The following is an 18,963-nucleotide window of genomic DNA, read 5'->3' on the forward strand; positions in this document are numbered from 1 at the left end:
ATCGCGTCAGGCGCCGGTTGACTCCTTTTGCCCCGCCCAGCGCGGATAGTCGGTATAGCCGCGCTCCTCGCCGCTATAGAGAAATTCGCGGTCCTGAGGTGCCAGCGGCGCCCCGGCGCGAAAGCGCTCGACGAGGTCGGGATTGCTGATGAAGGGCCGGCCGAACGACACCGCATCGACTTGGCCCGTGTCCAGCAGCGCCCGTGCGCTTTCCAGCGTGAGCGCATTGTTCGCAATGATCGCGCCGCGCCAGCGCGGCCGTAGCAACGCCAGGGCATCGAGCTTGGGCGTCGCGTAGTGAATGAGATGCAAGTAAGCAAAGCCGCCCGGATCAAGCGCATCGATCAGCGCGCCATAGGTATCGGCCGGATCCTCGTCGGACATGTCGTTGTAGGGGTTGCCGGGAAAGATCCGGAAGCCCACGCGATCGGCGCCGATCGCCTCGGCCATCGCTTCCATGGTTTCGACCACGAAACGGATCCGGTTCGCCGTGCTCCCGCCATAGCGATCGTCGCGACGATTGCTGCCCGTCGACAGGAACTGCATCGGCAGGTAGCCGCTGGTGCAGTGAAGCTCCACGCCGTCGAGCCCGGCGGCGCGGGCGTTTCGTGCCGCTTGCACGTACTGTTCGATCACGTGGCGAATTTCGTCCGTTTCCAGGGCGCGCGGCATGACGGTGGCGACGGGAACACCATCGGGGCCGGGAATGGGCTCGCGCGAGGCGATCGCCGACGGCGCGACCGTATCGACGCCCGCCCCCTTGTTCGCCGCCACCGCCGCGCGCCCCACGTGCATGAGCTGCGCGACGATCCGTCCACCACGGTCATGCACGGCATCGGCAACTTGCCGCCAGCCATCGACTTGCGCATCGCTGTGGAGGCCTGGCGTGCGCCAGTAGCCCTTGCCTTCGGGACTGGGCTGGACGCCTTCGGTCACGATCAATCCCGCGCTGGCCCGCTGGCGATAGTACTCCGCCATCAGCGGGGTCGGTGCGTCGTCAGGACCGGCGCGGTCGCGGGTCATCGGCGCCATGACGATCCGGTTCGACAGCGACAGCGCGCCCAGGATGACCGGCGAAAAAATATCCATATGCGTACGTCTTCCAGAATGGCGTAAGCACCACATGCGCTTTTGCCACGTGCGCAGCAAGGGTGCTCATAAAAAACGCGATCCTCGACCTAATTTCTAATACAAGCGCGACTCGCGTCTCTGGCTTGTGCGATCGAACCGCCAAAGGCTAAGGGAGCGGTTGTCCTCCACCCTTTTTGCGAGCATGGGCGCGAGGCGAGGGCGATGAAAGGAAGTTGAGGTCGGGAATGGACGGTTTGCAGGGGAAAGTCGCGATCGTGACGGGCGGAACGCGGGGGATTGGCGCCGCTATCGTCCGCCGCCTGCTTGCGGCGGGGTGCGAAGTCGCCACGTGTGGGCGCAAAGCCCCCGAGCAGTTGCCGCAAGCCGACGGCCGCGAAGCGCACTTCGTTGCCTGTGACGTGCGCGATCCCGCCCAGGTCCGAGATTTCGTCGACAACGTGGTCGCCCGCTTCGGTCGCCTGGATATCGTCGTCAACAATGCCGGCGGGTCGCCGCCGGTCGAGGCGGCCACCGCCAGCCCTCGCTTCTCCGAAGCGATCCTGGCGCTGAACCTGCTCGCGCCGCTGCACATGGCGCAAGCGGCCTACCCGCACCTCAAGGAGACGAACGGTGCGATCGTCAACATCGCCAGTGTCGCGGGGGTCCGCCCCTCGCCGGGCACCGCGATCTACGGCGCGGCCAAGGCCGGATTGCTCAGCCTCACCAAAAGCCTCGCGCAGGAATGGGGCCCGAATATCCGCGTGAACGCCATCATTGTCGGTCTGATCGAAACCGAGACGTCCGAGCTCACGTACGGCACCCAGGAGGCGCAGGATCGGATCGCGGCGTCGCTTCCGCTCAAGCGCATGGGCCGGGGATCGGACATTGCGGATGCGGTCGCCTATCTCGCATCGCCGATGGCGGCTTATGTCAGCGGCACCGAGCTTTCGGTTCATGGCGGGGGCGAGCGCCCTTTGTTTCTAGAGATCGTCAACGAGGAAGCAGCCCGCCAAGGCTGAACCATCATCATCCCGATCGGGCCGGGCCTTGGCTTTCCGGGGCCCGTTCGCTACATCGCGCTTCCTGGCGGGTGAAGGGAGTGCGAAGTTGCAGATCAGGTCGGGCAAGACATTATCTCCCACCGCGCTCGATGCGCTCGACAACGGCATCATCGAGCTGCTGCGCGTGAACGGCCGCGCGACCAATCAGGAAATCGCGGAAAAGCTGTCCGTCACGGCGGCGACCGTATCCTCGCGCCTGCGCCGGCTTGATGAGCTGGGCGCGTCTCGCGTCGTCGCGGTCACCGATTTCGCCGCGCACGGCTACAACGTCCTGATTGCCGTGGGCGTCAAAGTGGCGGGTCGCGAGGTTCAGGATGTCGCCCGCGATCTTGCCAGGCTGCCCGAGGTGTTCAGCGTGAACATCATGAATGGGCCGAAGGACATCGAGATGCTGGTGGCGCTGCATGATTATGCGGACATCAACGTCTTCCTGCTCGATCACGTGGCGGGCATCGCAGGAGTCGATGCGCTGGATCCAGGTATCGCAGCCGACATCGTGAAGTTCGAATTCAACGTGGCGCCCCTATGAGCAGCAGCACTTATCGCCTCGACGACCTCGACCGCTCCATCATCGAGAAGCTGGGGCGCGATGCGCGCGTGTCCAACCGGCAGATCGCATCCGAGCTCAAGGTGACCGAAGGCACCATTCGCAGCCGGATCAAGCGGCTGCAGGCCGAACAGCTGATCCAGTTCACGGTGGTGACGGACTTTCGCGTGGCGGGATCGCCGAACCTGGTCATGCTCGGCATTCAGGCCGATCCAAGCCGCGTCGGCGGGCTGGCGAAGCAGCTCGCCGAGATTCCCGAGATTAACTGCGTCGTGGTGCTGCTCGGGCGGTACAGTCTGCTGGCGATGGGGCTGTTCACCAATATCGAGCAAGTGAACGCGCTCATCTTCCAACGCATCCGGTCGCTCGAAGGCGTGCGCGACGTGATCACTTCGGTCTCGGTCCACAATGTGAAGTACGAAGTCGGCATTGCCCGGATCACCGGCGACAAGGACTAGAGCCCACAGACCGGCGATCGGCGCTTCACACGCGCTTAAAAACCGAACCCGCCACAGATGAATTGCAGCAGCCGTTCCATCAAGGCCTCCCGGTCTTCCGGTGTGCACGCACCATCGGAGATGAGAGCGAGCCGAGCGTAATCCGTCGGCTGATTGTAATGCAGGACGCCAAGCGCGAAGTGCAACCGCCAGATCACTTCGTCTCGCGGCAGTTCTGGTAGGGCGCTGGCAAGCGCATCGGCGAAGCGTCGCAAATGCCGCACGTCGGTGCGGATGAGTTCGCGGATTTCCAGCGGACCTTCGTAGCGGGCACGATTGAGAAAGCGCAGGGCTATGCGACGGTCATCGTCGACCCACAAAGTCGGCGGCTCGATCAGCGCTCGCAAGATGGCCCGGGGATTGTCCGGTTCCGCCTCCAGCGTCTGACGTAGCAATTGGGTACGCTCGCGATTGAGTTCGGTCGCGCGGGCGCGAAAGATTTCCAGCAGCAGCCGGGTTTTGGACCCGTAGTGATAATTGACCGCAGCGACGTTGGCGCCGGCGCGCGCCACGATGTCGCGGGTCGATACGCCGTCGAAGCCATGCTCCGCGACCAGCCATTCGGCCGCGCGAAAGATGCGTTCACGCGCGCCGCCGCCCTCGCCTGATCGGGCGGCGGGTTTCGGTTCTGCTGGTTCGGGCGCATCCGCCTGTTGGGTCATCCTCGCCTTATAGACATCACGCCCGCCCCTTCCAGTGTGGCCCGCCTCGTCCTTCGCGTCGTTCCTCATTGACATAAGCCCCAACGCTGTTCAAACGCTTGTTTCATACAGTAGTTGGGGAAAGAAATGAGAGGGGTTCTCTGTCAGGCCTTCGCATCGCTGAGCGACCTGACGATTGCCGACATGCCTTCACCCGCCATGGGCGATGGCGACGTCCTGATCGATGTGCACGCGGCCGGGGTGAACTTTCCCGACGGCCTGATCGTGCAGGGTAAGTATCAGACAAAACCGCCCCTGCCCTTCGCGCCGGGCAGCGAACTGGCGGGCGTGGTCGTTTCTGTGGGCACCAAGGTGAATGGGTTCCAGCCGGGTGACCGGGTCGCGGCGTTCAGCGGCACCGGAGCCTTCGCGGAGCAAGCGGCCGTTCCCGCCACGCAAGTCTATGCGCTGCCGGATGAAGTCGACATGGTGGACGCGGCGGGCCTTCTTATCACGTATGGCACCTCGTACTATGCGCTGAAGGATCGGGCGCGGCTGGCGTCGGGCGAAACTTTGCTGGTGCTGGGGGCGGCGGGCGGCGTCGGACTGGCGGCGGTCGAGCTCGGCGCGATGATGGGCGCGCGCGTCGTCGCGGCGGCTTCGACCGATGCCAAGCTGGCGCTTGCTAGGGATCGCGGGGCGAGCGAGACGATCCGCTATTCCGACGAGGATTTGCGCGAGCGCGTGAAGGCGCTGACCGACGGTGCGGGTGTCGATGTCGTCTACGATCCGGTCGGCGGCGAGAGCAGTTTGGCGGCGGTCAAGTCGCTTGCCTGGGGTGGACGCCATCTGGTGGTGGGTTTCGCGACGGGCGATATTCCCAAGATCCCCGCCAATCTCCTGCTGCTGAAAAGCGCCGCCTCGCTTGGCGTGCTTTGGGGCATGTCGCTGCGCGCCGATCCGGCGCATCACGCGGGCAATATCTCCGATCTCCTCGGCCGCCTCGCTGCCGGTCGCATCAATCCGGTCATCGATCGCGTCTTCCCCATGGAAGACGCGGTGGCCGCTCTCGAACACGTCATGGAACGCCGCGCCCAGGGCAAGGTGATCCTGGCCATTCGTGACACGCACAAGAAGGACCACTCGTGAACGAAGTCGTTTCCTATGAGCTGCATGACGGCATTGCCGATGTGCTGATCGATAACCCACCCGTCAACGCGACATCGCACGCGGTGCGTGCCGGTCTGGACGAGGCCGTGCGCCGTTTCGGCGGTGACGCCGACGCGAAGGCCATGGTCGTGCGCTGCGCAGGCAAGACCTTCGTGGCAGGCGCGGACATCAAGGAATTTGGCCGCCCTGCCCTGCCGCCGCCGCTGCCGGACGTGCTCAAGGCGATCGATCATTGCGACAAGCCGATCGTCGCGGCGGTTCACGGGACAGTGCTGGGCGGAGGGTTCGAAGTGGCGCTCGCCTGTCACTATCGGGTCGCGGCGGCGGACGCCCGCTTCGGCTTCCCGGAAGTCAAACTGGGCCTCGTCCCCGGCGCGGGCGGAACGCAGCGCGGTGTGCGGCTTGCTGGCCTCGCCGACACGATCACCCTCATCACCGAAGGCAAGCCGATTTCCGCGAGCAAGGCCGAAGCGATGGGATTGGTGGACGAGGTGGCGCAAGGCGATCTCGTCGAAGCGGCGCGCGCTTTCGCTCGGCGATTGGTCGCGGAAGGCAAGGGACCACGGCGCGCGGGCGACTTGCCGATGCCGACCGATGATCCGGACCTGTTCGACAAGGCGCGCAAATCGCTCGGCCGCGAGATGCGCGGGCAGGAAGCGCCGATGAAAGCGCTCGAGGCGATCCGTCTGGGTTACGAAATGGACTTCGAAAGCGCGCTCGTGCGTGAGTACGAGATGTGCAAGGAAATGATCGCGGCGCCGCAGTCACGCGCCTTGCGCCATATCTTCGCGGCGGAGCGCGAGGTGGTGAAAGTCCCCGGGCTTTCGGCCGATGTCGCCCCGCGCGACATCAAGCGGGCCGGAGTCATCGGCCTTGGCGTAATGGGGCGCGGGATCGTCATGGCGATCGCAGCAGCCGGAATCCCGGTCACGGCTGTCGCCGCCGATGCGGATCATCTGGCGGCGGCGCAAAAGGCCATTACCAAGATGTTGTCCTCCACGGTCGACAAGGGCCGCCTGAAGCAAGACGAGATGGATCGGCGGCTCGAGCGCATCCAGTGGTCGGTCGCGATAGAGGACCTGGCCGATGCCGATCTGGTGATCGAAGCGGTGACCGAGGACATCGCAATCAAGCGCGAGGTCTTCGCCGCGCTTGGCAAGGCAACGCGCCCCGGCACGATCCTCGCCAGCAACACCTCTTTCCTCGATATCGAAGCCTTGGCGAAGGCCTCGCAGCGGTCCGAAGACACGTGCGGCATGCACTTTTTCAATCCCGCGCATATCATGCGATTGCTCGAAAACGTCCGCGCCGCAGGAACCGCGCCCGATGTCGTCGCCACCATCATGGCGTTCGGCAAGACCATCGGAAAGCTCCCCGTGCTGTCAGGCGTGTGCGAAGGGTTCATCGTCAACCGCATGCTATCGAAGCGGTCGCGCGAGGCGTTCTTCCTCGTCGAGGAAGGGGCCGCGCCCGCCGCGATCGACAACGTGCTGGTCGATTACGGGTTCCCGATGGGTCCGCTCGCGCTAGGCGATCTGGCCGGGCTCGACGTCCAGGCGGCCGCGCGCGCATCCCGGAAGGACAGCGCCACCGCGCGCGAGCTTCGGGCCGATTTTCCCGAGCAACTGGTCGCCGCCGGGCGTCTGGGTCAAAAGACCGGATCGGGCTGGTACAGCTATGACGAGAACCGCAAGGCCAGCGCGAACGAGGATACCACGCGCATGATCGCCGCACATGCCGAACGGCACGGTCTGACCTTGCGCGACATCGGCGATCAGGAAGTGCGGGAACGGCTGCTGTTCGCAATGGTGAACGAAGGCGCGAAGATCCTCGATGAAGGCGTCGCATCGCGGCCTCAGGACATCGATGTGGCCATGGTCAACGGGCTGGGCTGGCCCGCTTATACGGGAGGACCGATGTTCTGGGCCGACCAGCTTGGCCTCGACCACGTGCTTCGGACGATCGAGCGTTTCCAGGACGAACAAGGCGCCGGATACTGGACGCCGTCGCCGCTGCTGGTGCGCCTGGCGGAAGAGGGCAAGGGGTTCTACGGATGAGCCGCGGTCTCGATCCCAGCCCCCGCACGACGGAGTTGCTGGAGCGGCTGCGCGCCTTCATGGCCGAGCACGTCTATCCGCAGGAGGCGCTGTATTATCGCCAGGTGGCCGACGGCGATCGCTGGGCAACGGTGCCGCTGGTGAAGGAACTGCAGCCCAAGGCGCGCGAGGCGGGCCTTTGGAATCTGTTCCTGCCCGAAAGCGGCCATGGCGCGGGTCTTTCCAATCTCGATTACGCGCCGCTTTGCGAGGAAATGGGCCGCGTTCACTGGTCGCCGCAGGTGTTCAACTGCGCCGCGCCCGACACCGGCAACATGGAGACGCTCGAACGCTTCGGCACCGACGAACACAAGCAGCGCTGGCTGCAACCCTTGCTCGATGGCAAGATCCGCTCGGCCTTCGCGATGACCGAGCCCGCTGTCGCCTCGTCCGATGCCACCAATATCGAGACCAGCATCGTTCGCGATGGCGACGATTACGTCATCAACGGCCGCAAGTGGTGGATCTCCGGCATGGGAGATCCCGAGTGCGCGATCATGATCCTGCTGGGTAAGACCGATTTCGATGCCCCCCGGCACAAGCAGCAATCGATGATCCTGGTGCCGCGCGATACGCCCGGCGTGACCGTGCTGCGCCCGCTGACCGTGCTCGGCTATGACGATGCCCCGCACGGCCACATGGAAATCCTGTTCGAAGACGTGCGCGTGCCCGCCTCCAACTTGCTGTTGGGCGAAGGGCGCGGGTTCGAGATCGCGCAAGCGCGGCTCGGCCCCGGACGTATCCACCACTGCATGCGCATGATCGGCATGGCGGAGCGCGCGCTCGAAGCGATGTGCCGCCGGGTCAAGAGCCGCGTCGCCTTCGGCAAGCCGCTGGCCGAACAAGGCGTCATCATCGAACGGATTGCCAATTCGCGGATCATGATCGACCAGGCACGGCTGCTCACGCTGCAGGCCGCGCACCGGATGGACGAAGTCGGCAACAAGGCGGCCAAGGCCGAGATCGCGATGATCAAGGTCGCGGCCCCAAGCATGGCCTGCCAAGTGATCGACTGGGCCATGCAAGCGCACGGCGGGATGGGGATCAGCCAGGATACCTTCCTTGCCAATTACTACGCCCATGCCCGCAAGATCCGCTTCGCCGATGGTCCGGACGAAGTGCATCGGCATCAGCTGGGCAGGCTCGAGCTCGCCAAATATGGCTGACCCGCATGCTCTCGATCTGGATGCGCTGAGACGCTGGTGGTCCTCGGCGCTGCCCGCGCTGGATGGGGAGATCGAAGCGCACAAGTTCTCTGGCGGCCAGTCGAACCCGACGTACGCGATCCATATCGCTGGCACGCCTCGCTATGTCCTGCGCAAGAAGCCGCCGGGGGTGTTGCTGCCATCGGCGCACGCGGTCGAGCGCGAGTACCGCGTGACCGATGCCTTGAAGGACAGCGCCGTACCGGTCGCGCGGCCGCTCGCGCTATGCGAGGATGCGAGCGTGATCGGTACGCCGTTCTTCGTCATGGACTACGTTGCCGGACGCAATTTCTGGGACGCGCGGCTGCCAGGCATGGATCTGGCCGAGCGCAAGGCCATCTACCAGGAAATGAACCGGTCCCTCGCGGCGTTGCACGCTGTCGATCCCGAGGCGGTGGGGCTTGCCGAGTTCGGACGGCCCGGCGATTATTTCGGGCGGCAAGTGGCCCGCTGGACCAAGCAGTATCGCGCCACCCAGACGAGCCGGATCGAGGCGATGGAGCGATTGATCGACTGGCTGCCGGCCAACAATCCCGGCAGAGCGGAAAGCCGCATCGTCCACGGCGATTTTCGCAACGACAACATGATCTTCGATGAATGCGAGCCGAAGGTGCGCGCGATACTCGACTGGGAGCTTTCGACCCTTGGCGATCCGCTCGCCGATCTGGCGCAGCACATGATGGCCTGGCGGGTGCCGCACGAAGGTTATCGCGGCCTCGCCGATGTCGATCTGGCGGCGCTGGGCATCCCGAGCGAGGCATGGTATCTGGAGTCGTATTGCGAGCGCAGGGGTATTCCTGTGCCGCCGCCGGAAACATGGGCTTATGCGCTGGCTTTCGCGACGTTCCGCAATGCGGCCATTCGACAGGGTGTCTTCCGCCGCGCCCTGGACGGAAACGCTTCAAGCGACGTGGCCGCACGGCACGGCGCGCTCGCGGCCGATATCGCGGGATTGGGCTGGCAAATCGCGTCCGCCGACCGCGACGCCAAACTTACGGCGCAAAACTCATGACGCCGAATTCACGATGAAGGTCTGAATAGAGAAGACAAGATCAGGCAAGAGGAGAGAGTGATGATACGCATCGACATTCCCGACGAGCACGGCCACGACCCCTATTCCTACGCCAGCGCCAACCATGCGCGCGAGATCATGGCGGCCGCATCCGATTTTTCGAAAGCCGTCTACACCCGCTCCCAGCTTTCGCTGCGCGAATTCGAAGGCGCCCGTTCGCGCACGGCGCAGATCAATGGCTGCATCATCTGCCAGCAGTTCCGAGCGGCACGCGACGCGCCGGCGATGTTCTCGGCCACGGGCACGAGGCCCGATCACTTGGTGTCCGACAACGGCCCCGCGCCGGACGAAGCGTTCTACGAAGCGGTGAGCGATTGGCGCACGTCGCCCGTGTTCAGCACGCGCGAACGGCTGGCGATCGAGTTCGCCGAACGCTTTGCCGAAGAACCGAAGGTGCTGGCCGCCGACGAGGATTTCTGGACGCGAACCAAGGCCGAATTCAGCGACGGTGAGATCGTCGATCTCGCGCACAGCGTCGCCTCCTGGGTCGGCCTTGGCCGGGTAGCCCATGTGCTGGGCTTCGACAGTGTCTGCCTGCCTTTCGCCCAGCCGGAAACGGAAGCGGCCTGAATGTGATGCGGGGGCGGTTCTCGCGAACCGCCCCCGTCATCTCCTTTTAGCCGTTCGGCGGACCGACCGGATCAGCTGCGCACGCGCGGTTTGGGTAGCGGCGCCCCGGCCCGCATAGTGTCGATGAATTTCTCCAGCGGCGCGGGCTCCGCCACCGGCGCATCGTGCGCCTTGCCTTCGCGCGCCCAATACGCCTTCCATGACGGGAACAGGTCGTGGAAGCTGCCGTGATAGGGCGCGTGCCCCGGCCAGCGCATCTTGCGCTCGCCGATCGGCGGCTTGTTCAGGTCGCTCGCATACCAATACAGCGGCAGCCGGCGGCGGAAGAACCAGCGACCCTCGATCCGCTCGTACTGGTCGAAATACATCATTTGCATGATGACCCATTCGGCCCCGGTCTCGTGCTCGTTCTTTGAATAGACCACGCCTTGCGCATGATCGGGATCGTCGAAGTCGATGATGTGACCGCCGATGTGATGCGAGGTTCCATCGAACTGCATCGAGTGCGTTTCGTCGAACCAGTCGCGCAGTGCCTTGCGGCCGGTCTTGCCACCACCGACCTTCACGTCCTCGGGAAACAGGTTCACCCAGGCATCGGAATCGCGCATGTCGAGCGCGAGCGAGTACTTGGCGGCAAGCTGCCGAATCGCGTCGATGGATTCCAGCCTGTCGATCCGGCGGGCTAGGTCTTCGGTCATGCAATCTCCTCGCAAAATTCCAGCATCAGGCGCGTGACCTCTTCGGCGCGCTCTAGCTGCATCATGTGGCCGGCCCCCTCGATCATCTCGACCCGGCGCACATCCTCGTGATGATCGGCGATGGCGCTCAGCGGATCGTCACCGTGCCAGACCTCTAGGTCGACATCGTGCGTGCTGCCGATGAAATAGAACGGCGGCTTGAGTTTGTGGCCGCGATAGGCCGCGCGTTGATGCCAGCGCAGATCCATCGCGCGATACCAGTTGAGCCCCCCGGTGAACCCCGAACGGCTGTATTCGGAGACGAACCATTCGAGCTCCCACTCCGTAAGCCAAGACCAGGGAAGCGGCGGCGCTTCGGGCAAGGCGTCGATGTACGTGGTGCCGGGAGGATGCTTCCAAATGTCGATGTAGTGGAAGTCGCCGGATAAGGCGTAAAACACGCGGTGCAGAAACGTCCTCGGCCGCGCCGCGAGATCGCGATCGGCGATACCGGGCGGCACGAAATAGTGAATGTGCACAAAGTGGCGCGATGCCCAATCCGCCGCTTCGGCCAGCGGCGTGATGTCGGGCCGATCGGGAAAGTGTGGATTTTCCAGCGCGATGATCGCCCGCACCCGTTCAGGATGCCGGTGAGCGAGATCGTAGATCGCGAAAAGCCCGAAATCGAGGCCCGCGAAGACCGCCTGCGCCTCTCCCAAGTGATTGAGCAACCCGACTAGATCGCCGACGGTATGCACGACATCGTAGGCAGCAAAATCGGCGGGCGCCTCGGTTTGCCCCATCCCGCGCATGTCGGGGGCGATGACACGCCAGCCGGCGGCCGCCAGCGCCGCGATCTGCCGGTGCCAGCTCAGCCAGAGATGCGGAAACCCGTGGCAAAGCACCAACAGCGGCCCCGTGCCCTGTTCGACGTAATGGACGCGAATACCGTTGATCGTCTCATGCCGGTGCGTCCACTGCGCCATCGTCGAATCAGGCCGCCATCGGCTTCATCAGTTCGATGCGAACCCCGTCCGGATCAGCGCCATGGAACAGCTCGATACCCGGCGTTTTGACGTGCGCGTCCTCGACGAAATGCCCGCCCCGCGAGGTGAGTGCGTCGACCGTCGCATCCGGCTGATCGTCCCAGAAGGCGAGATGCGTAAGCCCGTACTGGTTGAGCTTGCGCCGTTCGCGAGAGCCGGTCGAGCCAGGCTCGAACACCTTGAGCAATTCGATGACGTTGCCCGCGCCGTCCTGGATCATCTGCGCGCGCAGCTTAATGCCCGGCACTTCCATGATCGTGCCCAGCCAATCCATGCCGGTGTCGAGCATGTGATTGTCGGAAGGCTCGAAGCCCAGCGCCTGGTAATAGCGCATCGATGCTTCGATATCGTCGACGCAGATGCCGCTGTGCGAAAAGCGGGCCGGCACGCCGTCCGCATGCATCAGTTCGATGCGCACGCCATCGGGGTCGGTGCAGTAGAGCATCGTCGTGCCGCCTTCCGCGTAGTGCGCACGCGTCTCTTCGTAGACCTTGCCGCCGGCCGCGACGATCCGTTCCGCCGAGGCGTCGATATCGTCGACGTAGAACGACAAGTGGACCAGGCCATAGTCCAGCATCGAGCGCCGCTCGCGCGGTCCGAACGATTCCGGCGCGAGGAAATGCAGCAGTTCGATCACCGGCCCGTCCGGGTGCTTGAGCATGATGCAGCGAAGCTGGACGCCCGGCAACTGCATGGTCTTTTCCATGTCCGGACCCGTGACCGTGCCATGGTCCTGGTAGGGCTCGAAACCCAGCGCCTCGCGATAGAACCGTTCGGAACGGGCCATGTCGCTTATGCAAATGCCGCGATGGGATAGGCTCAGCATCACCAACTCCTGTTGCTTCAAAGGCGCCTGGACTCAGGCGGTTGCCCGGTTGCGGGCGAGGAAATCGACCAGCACTCCGGCAAGCGCGGCGCCTTGCTCTTCCTGCACGAAATGGCCCGCGTTCGGGATCACGGTATGCGGCTGATCGGCTGCCCCCGGCACGCGGCGACGGAACACGTCGGCCCAGGCGGCGGTGGCGGGGTCACCGTCGCTGAAGGCGGTGAGGAACGGCTTGTGCCACTCTTCCAGAGCGCGCCAGGCGGCGCGGTTCGCCTCGAGCCCTTCGGCATTCTCGTCCACCGGGATGCCGCACGTGATCTGCAGCATGCCCGCCTTGTCGGCCGCATCCGGGAAGGGGGCGTCGTAACCGGCAAGAACGTCATCCGCGGGGCGCTGTACCGTGGCGCCGGCAAAGACTTCGCTCGTGGGAAGATCATCGCTCGTGCGGCAGGTTTTGATCCACGCCTCGATGCCCTCGCCCGGCCACCCCGGAACTCCGGCGGGCGGCGGCTCGCAATTGGGCAGGAGCGTGTTGGTGGCGAGGACCGCATCGAACCTGTCCGGCAATTCCGACAGGACGCGCAGCCCGATCGGCCCACCCCAGTCCTGGCAGACCAGAGTGATCGCCTTGAGGCCTAGCGCGCGCACGAACTGCGCCATCCAATCGACAAAGCGATCGTAGCCATAGGCATCGCGCGCGTTCGGCTTGTCGGAACGGCCGAAGCCGATCATGTCCGGCGCGATGACGCGATAGCCCGCATCAACGACGGGCCCGATCATGTGCCGGTAGAGGAAGCTCCAGGTAGGGTTCCCATGCAGCATCAGCACGACGGGTGCCCCTCGCGGTCCTTCGTCGAGATAATGCATCCGCAGCGGGCCGAGCGCGCCACCGGCGATATCGACGTAGCGCGGGGCAAAGTCATAGCCCGGCAGCCCCGCGAACCGTTCCTCGGGCGTTCGGCGTATTCCGGGGCGGATTTCCATCACGCCCGCTCCTCAGTCGCGCTTGATGTAACGGCTGCGATAATCCGCGAAGGCTTGCTTGATCTCGCCCTCGTCAAGGCCGTACTGCTCTGGCGAGTAATCGTGCATCGGCCGCTGCTCACGCTGGTTGCCCGCCATGAACTCGGCCATCGCGGCTTCGCTGCCGCCATCGACCGGGAGCCCCATGCGTTCGAGCACGCGCTGCGCCTGAACCAGAGGCTCGCGCGCCACGTCGCGATAGTCGATATCGATAAAGCGATCCTCGCCGATCCGCTGACGCGCGGCTTCGAAGCGCTTCATCCAGTTGACTAGCCGCGCGAACCAGTACGCCCCCACATCGCGATCGTCGATTGTCGCGCCAAGCTTGTACAGGGTCGCCTGCATCGAGACGTAGGACGGGACCGTCTGCACAGGATCGCGATGCGTCATGATCAGCAGCGCGTCGGGAAAGGCGCGCGCCGCGACTTCGGTATAGGGCAGGTTGGAGGGGCTTTTGAGGATCCACTTCGATCCGCGCCGGGCAGGCTCCTGCCATTGCAGATACTTGAGGATCGTCTTCAGATCCTCATGCCCGCGCGACTGATCGTAATCGTCGAGCCATGCGGTGAAGCCGGGAACGAAGGTCATGCCCTCGACCATCGTGCTGACGAACATCTGTCCCAGAATGAGGATTTCCTCGTCGGGACCTTCGGCTTCGAGCGGGTGGATCGAGGTCAGTTCGGGCGCGGCCTGCAGCCAGCCCTCGATCATCGCTTCGGCGTAGGCGCGCCGCTCCTTGGGATCGCCCAACGTTTCGCCGGGGAACGGCGCGAAGTTCTGCGCTTCGAACCAGCGGATCGCGGTCATGCCGGGGCTGCTGGCGAGCAGGCGGTGGAAGATGGTGCTGCCGGTGCGCGGAAGGCCCAGGATGATACCCGCGACCTCGACCTTTTCGTCCAGGATCTCGGGATGGCGCTTGATGTCCTCGACCATGCGCAGCCGGCTGACCAGGCCCTTCACGATCACTTCGGTCTGCGCTTCGAAGCCGGCGGGGGTCAGCTTCGCCTCGGCGTTGGCGGATTCGATGAACTTGTCCATCGGCTCGAAAAACCAGGTGTCCCCGAAATCGTCGAGCCCCGCGCGCTGACGCGCCGCGTCGAGCAGGGTCTCGCGATCGAAGGCGGGTTGCCCGGTTGCAGCGGCGGCGCTGACCATGTTTGTTTCTCCCATTCGACTATGCTGTCGTCTTCGCGGCCTTGCCCTCAAAGGGCGCGACGATAACGGCAACCCATTTGAGCAAGACACGATCTGCTGTCTAGCGGGTTATTTCTGATACGCAAAGGAAGAGTGTTCGGTAATTGCTTGCATGAATTGCGCAGTTGCGGGAACAACCGCCTTCCTAACGACGTCGCAGCGTCTGCTGCGCGCTGCCAGCAACGAAAAAGGACCGACATGACCCAGCCATCGATCGAAGAGCGCCTGGCCGCGCTGGAAGATATTCGTGCGATCGAAGAGCTGAAATGGCGCTATCTGCGCGCCTGCGACCGCAAGCAGCCCGAGGATGTGCGGGCGTGCTTCACCGATGATGCGGTGATCGACTACGAGGGCTTTCCGCTCTTCACCGACGCCGATGCCTTCGTCGACGTGTTTCGCAAGTGGGGGTGCGTGCCCAACATCGTCGACATGCATCACGGCCTGCATCCGATCATTTCCCTCAACGGAGACCGGGCCACGGGCGCGTTCGACCTTTACTTCTTCCAGATCGACACGGCGAGCGGCCGCCAGACCCAGCTGGCGGTGAATTACGACGACGAGTTCGTCCGCAAGGAGGGCGGCTGGCTGATCTCACGCACGGTCAGCCGGCGCATGTCGATGCTGGTCGGGACGGTCGGTCCCGATGGCATCATGCGCGTGGAAGTGGCGGGTCGCTCGGACGCGGAAGGTCCAGTGCCGCCACCCCGGTGATCATGGGGTGATCGGGCGGCGGGGCGGCCGGCCCCGCCACGATCAAGCGCGGTCGATCAGGTGTTCGCGCCCATCGCGTGCCGGCCCGCGACATAACCGAAAGTCATGGCCGGCCCCAGCGTTACACCCGCTCCGGGGTAGCTTTCCCCCATGACCGAGGCCGCATTGTTGCCCACCGCGTAAAGCCCCGCGATCGGCTGGTCGTGCTCATCCAGCACGCGCGCGTTTTCATCGGTGACGATGCCACCATTGGTGCCGATGTCCCCGCCATAAATCGGCATCGCATAAAACGGCGCCTTCACCAGCGGGGCAAGCGTGGGATTGGGCTGAACCCTGGGGTCGCCATACATCTTGTCGTAAGCCGGACCACCGCGATCGAATTCGGTATCGACACCTTTCACGGCATCGGCATTGAATCGAGCAATGGTCGCCTCCAGCACTTCGGGGTCAATGCTCAACTTCGGTGCGAGAGCGGCGATCGTGTCGGCCTTGCACATGGTGCGCTTGACGGCGGGCAGTTGCAGCGCATCCGGAACCAACGGCAGCAGGGGTCCCATCGGATACTTGTGCCGGAAGGTCGCATCGAAGATCACGAAGCTGGGCTGAGTACCGGCTCCCGGCTTGTCATTCTCGAGCATCTGGCGCCCGACCACATGGTAGGAGGCGGCCTCGTTCATGTATCGCTTGCCAGCCTGATTGACGATGATGCAGCCGGGCAGCGCGCGCTCGATCGTGGAAAGGCGCGCGCGCTTTTCGCCCGGCACACGGAAGACGGGCGCCGACCAGGTCGAATGCATGTTGCGCAGCGCCGCGCCGACGGCTTGCGCGGCCATGATGGAATCGCCGGTGTTGTTGATTTGCGAGCCGCTCATCGTCGGATCGTCGGAGCCGGGAAGGTGCGCCTTGCGCAGCGCCGGGTTACGCTCGAATCCGCCTGCCGCGAGGATAACGCCGTGCGTGATCCCGATGCGCCGGCGCTTGCCGTCCTGATCGACAATGGCGCCGACAACGCGATCATCCTCGCGCACCAGCTGGACGAGACCGGTTTTGAGCCGCAGCGGTACGTTACGCCGCTTGAGCGCCAGGCGCAGGCCGCCGATCAAGGCATTGCCAAGGGTCAGATGGCGGTCCTTCATCGAACGAAAGCGATGCGGCATGTCCGAGGCGTAGCGCCACAGCATCTTGCCCAGCGTTCCCGTCCAGCCCTTGGGGCGAAGCAGCAGCGCGTACGTCTCATCGAACCGCCAGTTGATGACGCCGAGCAGGCTGGCGGCGGGCGACGGCCCCCGCAAGGTCAGGATATCCTCGCCCAGTTCCTTGCCGTCGAAAGGCAGGGGGAGATGGGTGCGATAGCCCATTTTCCCGCCCGGATATTCGACATGATAATCTGGATACGGCATCGCGGCAAAGCGAACGGGCGTCTGCTCGTGAAGCCACGTCAGCATCTCAGGCGCTTTGCGAATATAGGCGCGGATCAGCTCGTCGGGCACGTTGGGGGCACTTTGCGGGCGGACATAGGCGAAGGCCTCCTCCTCGCTGTCCTCGTGGCCGTGCTCTTGCGCGAGCGGACTGTTCGGGATCCAGATGCCGCCGCCGGACGTGGCGGAAGTCCCGCCATATTCGTCCCCCTTCTCGATCACCAGCACCCGGGCATGAGCATCGGCGGCGGCGACCGCGGCGGTCAGGCCGCCTGCCCCCGAACCGACGACGAGCACGTCCACTTCCTCATCCCAATTCGTGCCTGCCATCTCGGATCCTTCCTTAGCGCCAATTTACGCGTTTGATTGGCTGATTGAACTTTCGGCTTTGCAGATGCAAGGTCGTTAACGCATAGTTCTGCGCGAAATAGGAAGGGCCGCACGACGCTTGGCGGTTCGTTTCGGCGCTGGCGAAACCCGATGCGCTTTCCGTCTCCCGTCCCCACAATGCGAAAGATCACGCGTGACGCAAGCCTCAGCATACGACTTCATCATCGTCGGCGCCGGCTCGGCGGGTTGCGTTCTTGCCAACCGGCTCTCGGCGGATTCGCGAAACCGCGTCCTGCTGATCGAAGCGGGCGGCCGCGACCGGAGCGTGTTCATCCATGCGCCCGGCGGGTTGCTGCCGATCATGCATCAGGGCTGGTTCCAATGGATGCATGTCAGCGTGCCTCAGAAACACGCGGGCGGTCGCCAGGTCTACACGCCGCGCGGGAAAGTGCTGGGCGGCTCCTCGGCGATCAACGGCATGGTCTACGATCGCGGCACGGCGAGCGACTACGATGGCTGGCGCCAGCTCGGCAACGAGGGCTGGAGCTATGAGGACGTGCTGCCTTACTTCAAGAAGCTCGAGGATTATCAACCGGGCGAAGACGCCTTTCACGCCACCGGTGGCCCCGTGCATGTCAGCCGTCCGGGCATACAGCACCCGCTTGCCAAAGCGTTCAGCGAGGCGGCGCAGGCGGCGGGCCTTTCTTACAATGCGGATTTCAACGGCGCCAAGCGCGAAGGCGTCGGCCCAGCGGACGTGACTGCCTCTCGCGGACGACGCTACAGCGCGGCGCGCGCCTATTTGCGCCCCGCCAGACGCCGGGCCAACTTGCGTGTGGTGACGGGCGCGCATGTCCGGCGCATCCTTGTGGAAGAGGGCCGCGCGATCGGCGTCGAGTACGACGCGCGCGGCGGCAAGCGGGAGCGCGCAACCGCCGCGCGCGAAGTGATCGTTTCGGCCGGCGCGATCCATTCGCCGCATTTGCTGATGCTGTCCGGCATCGGCGACGCTTCGCATCTCGCCGAACACGGCATCGCCGTCACCCATCACTTGCCGGGGGTGGGGCAGAATTACCGCGATCACGTTGCGGTCACGGTGAAGCAGGCGTCCACGTTGCCGCTGTCGATGTGGAACTTTTTTCACCCGCTCGCGGCTTCCCGCGCCGTGATCGACTTCGTTCTGTTCCGCAAGGGTCCGCTGGCCACGCCGCCCGCCGAAGTCGCCGCTTATGTGCGCACCATGCCCGGCTCGCAGGAGCCCGACATCAAGATCCACTTCGCGATGGCACTTTATGAAGCGATGGGGCGCAAGCTGATCAACCAGCACGGCTACTTCGCGCATATCGATTTGCTCAAACCCGAAAGCGTGGGCGAGATCCGGCTGACCTGTGCCGACCCCCTCGCCGCCCCCGCGATCGATCCGAATATCCTCGCGACGCCGGGCGACATGGCGGCGGGCCGGGCCGCGATCCGAGCGGTACGGAAGATCTTCGCGCAAGCTCCGTTCGATCCGATGCGCGGCGAGGAACTGGCACCGGGGACGCATCTACAAAGCGATGACGAGCTCGACGTCTATCTGCGCGAGACGGCGGTATCCGACATTCATACGGTGGGGACGTGCCGGATGGGTCACGATCCAATGGCGGTCGTCGATCCGCAATTGTGCGTGCATGGGGTGTCCGGCCTGCGCGTCGTCGATGCTTCGGTGATGCCGCGCGTTCCGGGCGGCAACACCAACGTGCCTACGATGATGATTGCGGAAAAGGCGGCGGAAATGATCCTTACGCGGCAATAAGGCGCCTAATCGT

18 protein-coding genes are annotated in these 18,963 nt (G+C 64.5%); 10 read left to right on the forward strand and 8 right to left on the reverse strand.

What is annotated here, in order from left to right:
• Window positions 1–6 precede the first annotated feature (6 nt).
• Complete coding sequence (locus GQO94_RS02120; RefSeq protein WP_156839507.1) at window positions 7–1,089, reverse strand: alkene reductase; 1,083 nt, start codon at window positions 1,087–1,089, stop codon at window positions 7–9.
• Between the two features lie 227 nt (window positions 1,090–1,316).
• On the opposite strand from GQO94_RS02120, the gene GQO94_RS02125 reads away from it, so the two are divergent.
• The 3 genes from GQO94_RS02125 (at window position 1,317) to GQO94_RS02135 (ending at window position 3,137) form a co-directional block, all read left to right on the forward strand.
• On the forward strand, window positions 1,317–2,090 hold the full coding sequence (locus GQO94_RS02125) for an SDR family oxidoreductase (RefSeq protein WP_156839508.1): 774 nt from the start codon (window positions 1,317–1,319) through the stop codon (window positions 2,088–2,090).
• Window positions 2,091–2,178: 88 nt separating this feature from the next.
• The gene (locus tag GQO94_RS02130; RefSeq protein WP_232332725.1) at window positions 2,179–2,661 is read left to right on the forward strand and encodes an Lrp/AsnC family transcriptional regulator; all 483 of its coding nucleotides are present in this window, start codon (window positions 2,179–2,181) and stop codon (window positions 2,659–2,661) included.
• Complete coding sequence (locus GQO94_RS02135) at window positions 2,658–3,137, forward strand: Lrp/AsnC family transcriptional regulator (protein ID WP_156839509.1); 480 nt, start codon at window positions 2,658–2,660, stop codon at window positions 3,135–3,137. Before GQO94_RS02130 ends, GQO94_RS02135 begins: the two co-directional genes overlap by 4 nt.
• Before the next feature lie 35 nt (window positions 3,138–3,172).
• Here the strand turns inward: GQO94_RS02135 and GQO94_RS02140 are convergent, their stop codons facing one another.
• Entirely contained in the window at window positions 3,173–3,838 is a 666-nt protein-coding gene (locus tag GQO94_RS02140) for a TetR/AcrR family transcriptional regulator (RefSeq protein ID WP_156839510.1), read from the reverse strand.
• 126 nt (window positions 3,839–3,964) lie between these two features.
• Between GQO94_RS02140 and GQO94_RS02145 the strand changes: the two genes are divergently transcribed.
• From GQO94_RS02145 to GQO94_RS02165, 5 genes are read left to right on the forward strand one after another with little or no spacing between them, the layout of a single operon-like run.
• Window positions 3,965–4,966 carry an NADPH:quinone oxidoreductase family protein gene (locus GQO94_RS02145; RefSeq protein WP_156839511.1) on the forward strand — a complete coding sequence of 334 codons (1,002 nt, stop codon included), beginning with the start codon at window positions 3,965–3,967 and terminating at the stop codon, window positions 4,964–4,966.
• Window positions 4,963–7,044: a 3-hydroxyacyl-CoA dehydrogenase NAD-binding domain-containing protein gene (locus tag GQO94_RS02150; RefSeq protein WP_156839512.1), complete on the forward strand. Its 2,082-nt coding sequence runs from the start codon at window positions 4,963–4,965 to the stop codon at window positions 7,042–7,044. Before GQO94_RS02145 ends, GQO94_RS02150 begins: the two co-directional genes overlap by 4 nt.
• Window positions 7,041–8,249: an acyl-CoA dehydrogenase family protein gene (locus GQO94_RS02155; protein WP_156839513.1), complete on the forward strand. Its 1,209-nt coding sequence runs from the start codon at window positions 7,041–7,043 to the stop codon at window positions 8,247–8,249. Before GQO94_RS02150 ends, GQO94_RS02155 begins: the two co-directional genes overlap by 4 nt.
• Window positions 8,242–9,300: a phosphotransferase family protein gene (locus tag GQO94_RS02160; protein ID WP_156839514.1), complete on the forward strand. Its 1,059-nt coding sequence runs from the start codon at window positions 8,242–8,244 to the stop codon at window positions 9,298–9,300. The genes GQO94_RS02155 and GQO94_RS02160 overlap by 8 nt, the downstream gene beginning before the upstream one ends.
• 60 nt (window positions 9,301–9,360) lie before the next feature.
• A complete protein-coding gene (locus GQO94_RS02165) occupies window positions 9,361–9,930 on the forward strand; it encodes a carboxymuconolactone decarboxylase family protein (RefSeq protein WP_198045761.1) in 570 nt (189 codons plus the stop codon).
• A 71-nt stretch (window positions 9,931–10,001) separates the two neighbouring features.
• Here the strand turns inward: GQO94_RS02165 and GQO94_RS02170 are convergent, their stop codons facing one another.
• Genes GQO94_RS02170 through GQO94_RS02190 form a run of 5 tightly spaced genes read right to left on the reverse strand, consistent with a single transcriptional unit; the run spans window position 10,002 to window position 14,657 of the window.
• Window positions 10,002–10,628, reverse strand: a complete 627-nt coding sequence (locus tag GQO94_RS02170) for a nuclear transport factor 2 family protein (protein WP_156839515.1) — start codon at window positions 10,626–10,628, stop codon at window positions 10,002–10,004.
• Entirely contained in the window at window positions 10,625–11,593 is a 969-nt protein-coding gene (locus tag GQO94_RS02175) for an alpha/beta fold hydrolase (RefSeq protein ID WP_156839516.1), read from the reverse strand. Before GQO94_RS02175 ends, GQO94_RS02170 begins: the two co-directional genes overlap by 4 nt.
• Window positions 11,594–11,600: 7 nt before the next feature.
• Window positions 11,601–12,479 (reverse strand): VOC family protein, encoded by an 879-nt coding sequence (locus GQO94_RS02180; RefSeq protein WP_156839517.1) that lies wholly within the window; start codon window positions 12,477–12,479, stop codon window positions 11,601–11,603.
• Window positions 12,480–12,512: 33 nt separating this feature from the next.
• On the reverse strand, window positions 12,513–13,463 hold the full coding sequence (locus tag GQO94_RS02185; RefSeq protein ID WP_156839518.1) for a haloalkane dehalogenase: 951 nt from the start codon (window positions 13,461–13,463) through the stop codon (window positions 12,513–12,515).
• Between the two features lie 12 nt (window positions 13,464–13,475).
• The gene (locus GQO94_RS02190) at window positions 13,476–14,657 is read right to left on the reverse strand and encodes a sulfotransferase family protein (protein ID WP_156839519.1); all 1,182 of its coding nucleotides are present in this window, start codon (window positions 14,655–14,657) and stop codon (window positions 13,476–13,478) included.
• A gap of 237 nt (window positions 14,658–14,894) precedes the next feature.
• Between GQO94_RS02190 and GQO94_RS02195 the strand changes: the two genes are divergently transcribed.
• A complete protein-coding gene (locus tag GQO94_RS02195; protein ID WP_156839520.1) occupies window positions 14,895–15,407 on the forward strand; it encodes a nuclear transport factor 2 family protein in 513 nt (170 codons plus the stop codon).
• A 56-nt stretch (window positions 15,408–15,463) separates the two neighbouring features.
• Here GQO94_RS02195 and GQO94_RS02200 read toward each other — a convergent pair whose 3' ends face one another.
• Window positions 15,464–17,155: an FAD-dependent oxidoreductase gene (locus tag GQO94_RS02200; protein WP_156839521.1), complete on the reverse strand. Its 1,692-nt coding sequence runs from the start codon at window positions 17,153–17,155 to the stop codon at window positions 15,464–15,466.
• Between the two features lie 193 nt (window positions 17,156–17,348).
• Between GQO94_RS02200 and GQO94_RS02205 the strand changes: the two genes are divergently transcribed.
• Complete coding sequence (locus GQO94_RS02205) at window positions 17,349–18,950, forward strand: GMC family oxidoreductase (RefSeq protein WP_156839522.1); 1,602 nt, start codon at window positions 17,349–17,351, stop codon at window positions 18,948–18,950.
• Window positions 18,951–18,963 lie beyond the last annotated feature (13 nt).

Origin of the sequence: Novosphingobium aquimarinum (genome assembly GCF_009746585.1) — a bacterium.
GTDB classification, from domain to species: domain Bacteria; phylum Pseudomonadota; class Alphaproteobacteria; order Sphingomonadales; family Sphingomonadaceae; genus Novosphingobium; species Novosphingobium aquimarinum.

Excerpts from the sequence above, each read along its gene's own strand:
- GQO94_RS02120 (WP_156839507.1), bottom strand. The coding sequence starts at position 1,089 with ATGGATATTTTTTCGCCGGTCATCCTGGGCGCGCTGTCGCTGTCGAAC.
- GQO94_RS02125 (WP_156839508.1), top strand. The coding sequence starts at position 1,317 with ATGGACGGTTTGCAGGGGAAAGTCGCGATCGTGACGGGCGGAACGCGG.
- GQO94_RS02135 (WP_156839509.1), top strand. The coding sequence starts at position 2,658 with ATGAGCAGCAGCACTTATCGCCTCGACGACCTCGACCGCTCCATCATC.
- GQO94_RS02140 (WP_156839510.1), bottom strand. The coding sequence starts at position 3,838 with ATGACCCAACAGGCGGATGCGCCCGAACCAGCAGAACCGAAACCCGCC.
- GQO94_RS02145 (WP_156839511.1), top strand. The coding sequence starts at position 3,965 with ATGAGAGGGGTTCTCTGTCAGGCCTTCGCATCGCTGAGCGACCTGACG.
- GQO94_RS02155 (WP_156839513.1), top strand. The coding sequence starts at position 7,041 with ATGAGCCGCGGTCTCGATCCCAGCCCCCGCACGACGGAGTTGCTGGAG.
- GQO94_RS02160 (WP_156839514.1), top strand. The coding sequence starts at position 8,242 with ATGGCTGACCCGCATGCTCTCGATCTGGATGCGCTGAGACGCTGGTGG.
- GQO94_RS02165 (WP_198045761.1), top strand. The coding sequence starts at position 9,361 with ATGATACGCATCGACATTCCCGACGAGCACGGCCACGACCCCTATTCC.
- GQO94_RS02170 (WP_156839515.1), bottom strand. The coding sequence starts at position 10,628 with ATGACCGAAGACCTAGCCCGCCGGATCGACAGGCTGGAATCCATCGAC.
- GQO94_RS02175 (WP_156839516.1), bottom strand. The coding sequence starts at position 11,593 with ATGGCGCAGTGGACGCACCGGCATGAGACGATCAACGGTATTCGCGTC.
- GQO94_RS02180 (WP_156839517.1), bottom strand. The coding sequence starts at position 12,479 with ATGCTGAGCCTATCCCATCGCGGCATTTGCATAAGCGACATGGCCCGT.
- GQO94_RS02185 (WP_156839518.1), bottom strand. The coding sequence starts at position 13,463 with ATGGAAATCCGCCCCGGAATACGCCGAACGCCCGAGGAACGGTTCGCG.
- GQO94_RS02190 (WP_156839519.1), bottom strand. The coding sequence starts at position 14,657 with ATGGTCAGCGCCGCCGCTGCAACCGGGCAACCCGCCTTCGATCGCGAG.
- GQO94_RS02195 (WP_156839520.1), top strand. The coding sequence starts at position 14,895 with ATGACCCAGCCATCGATCGAAGAGCGCCTGGCCGCGCTGGAAGATATT.
- GQO94_RS02200 (WP_156839521.1), bottom strand. The coding sequence starts at position 17,155 with ATGGCAGGCACGAATTGGGATGAGGAAGTGGACGTGCTCGTCGTCGGT.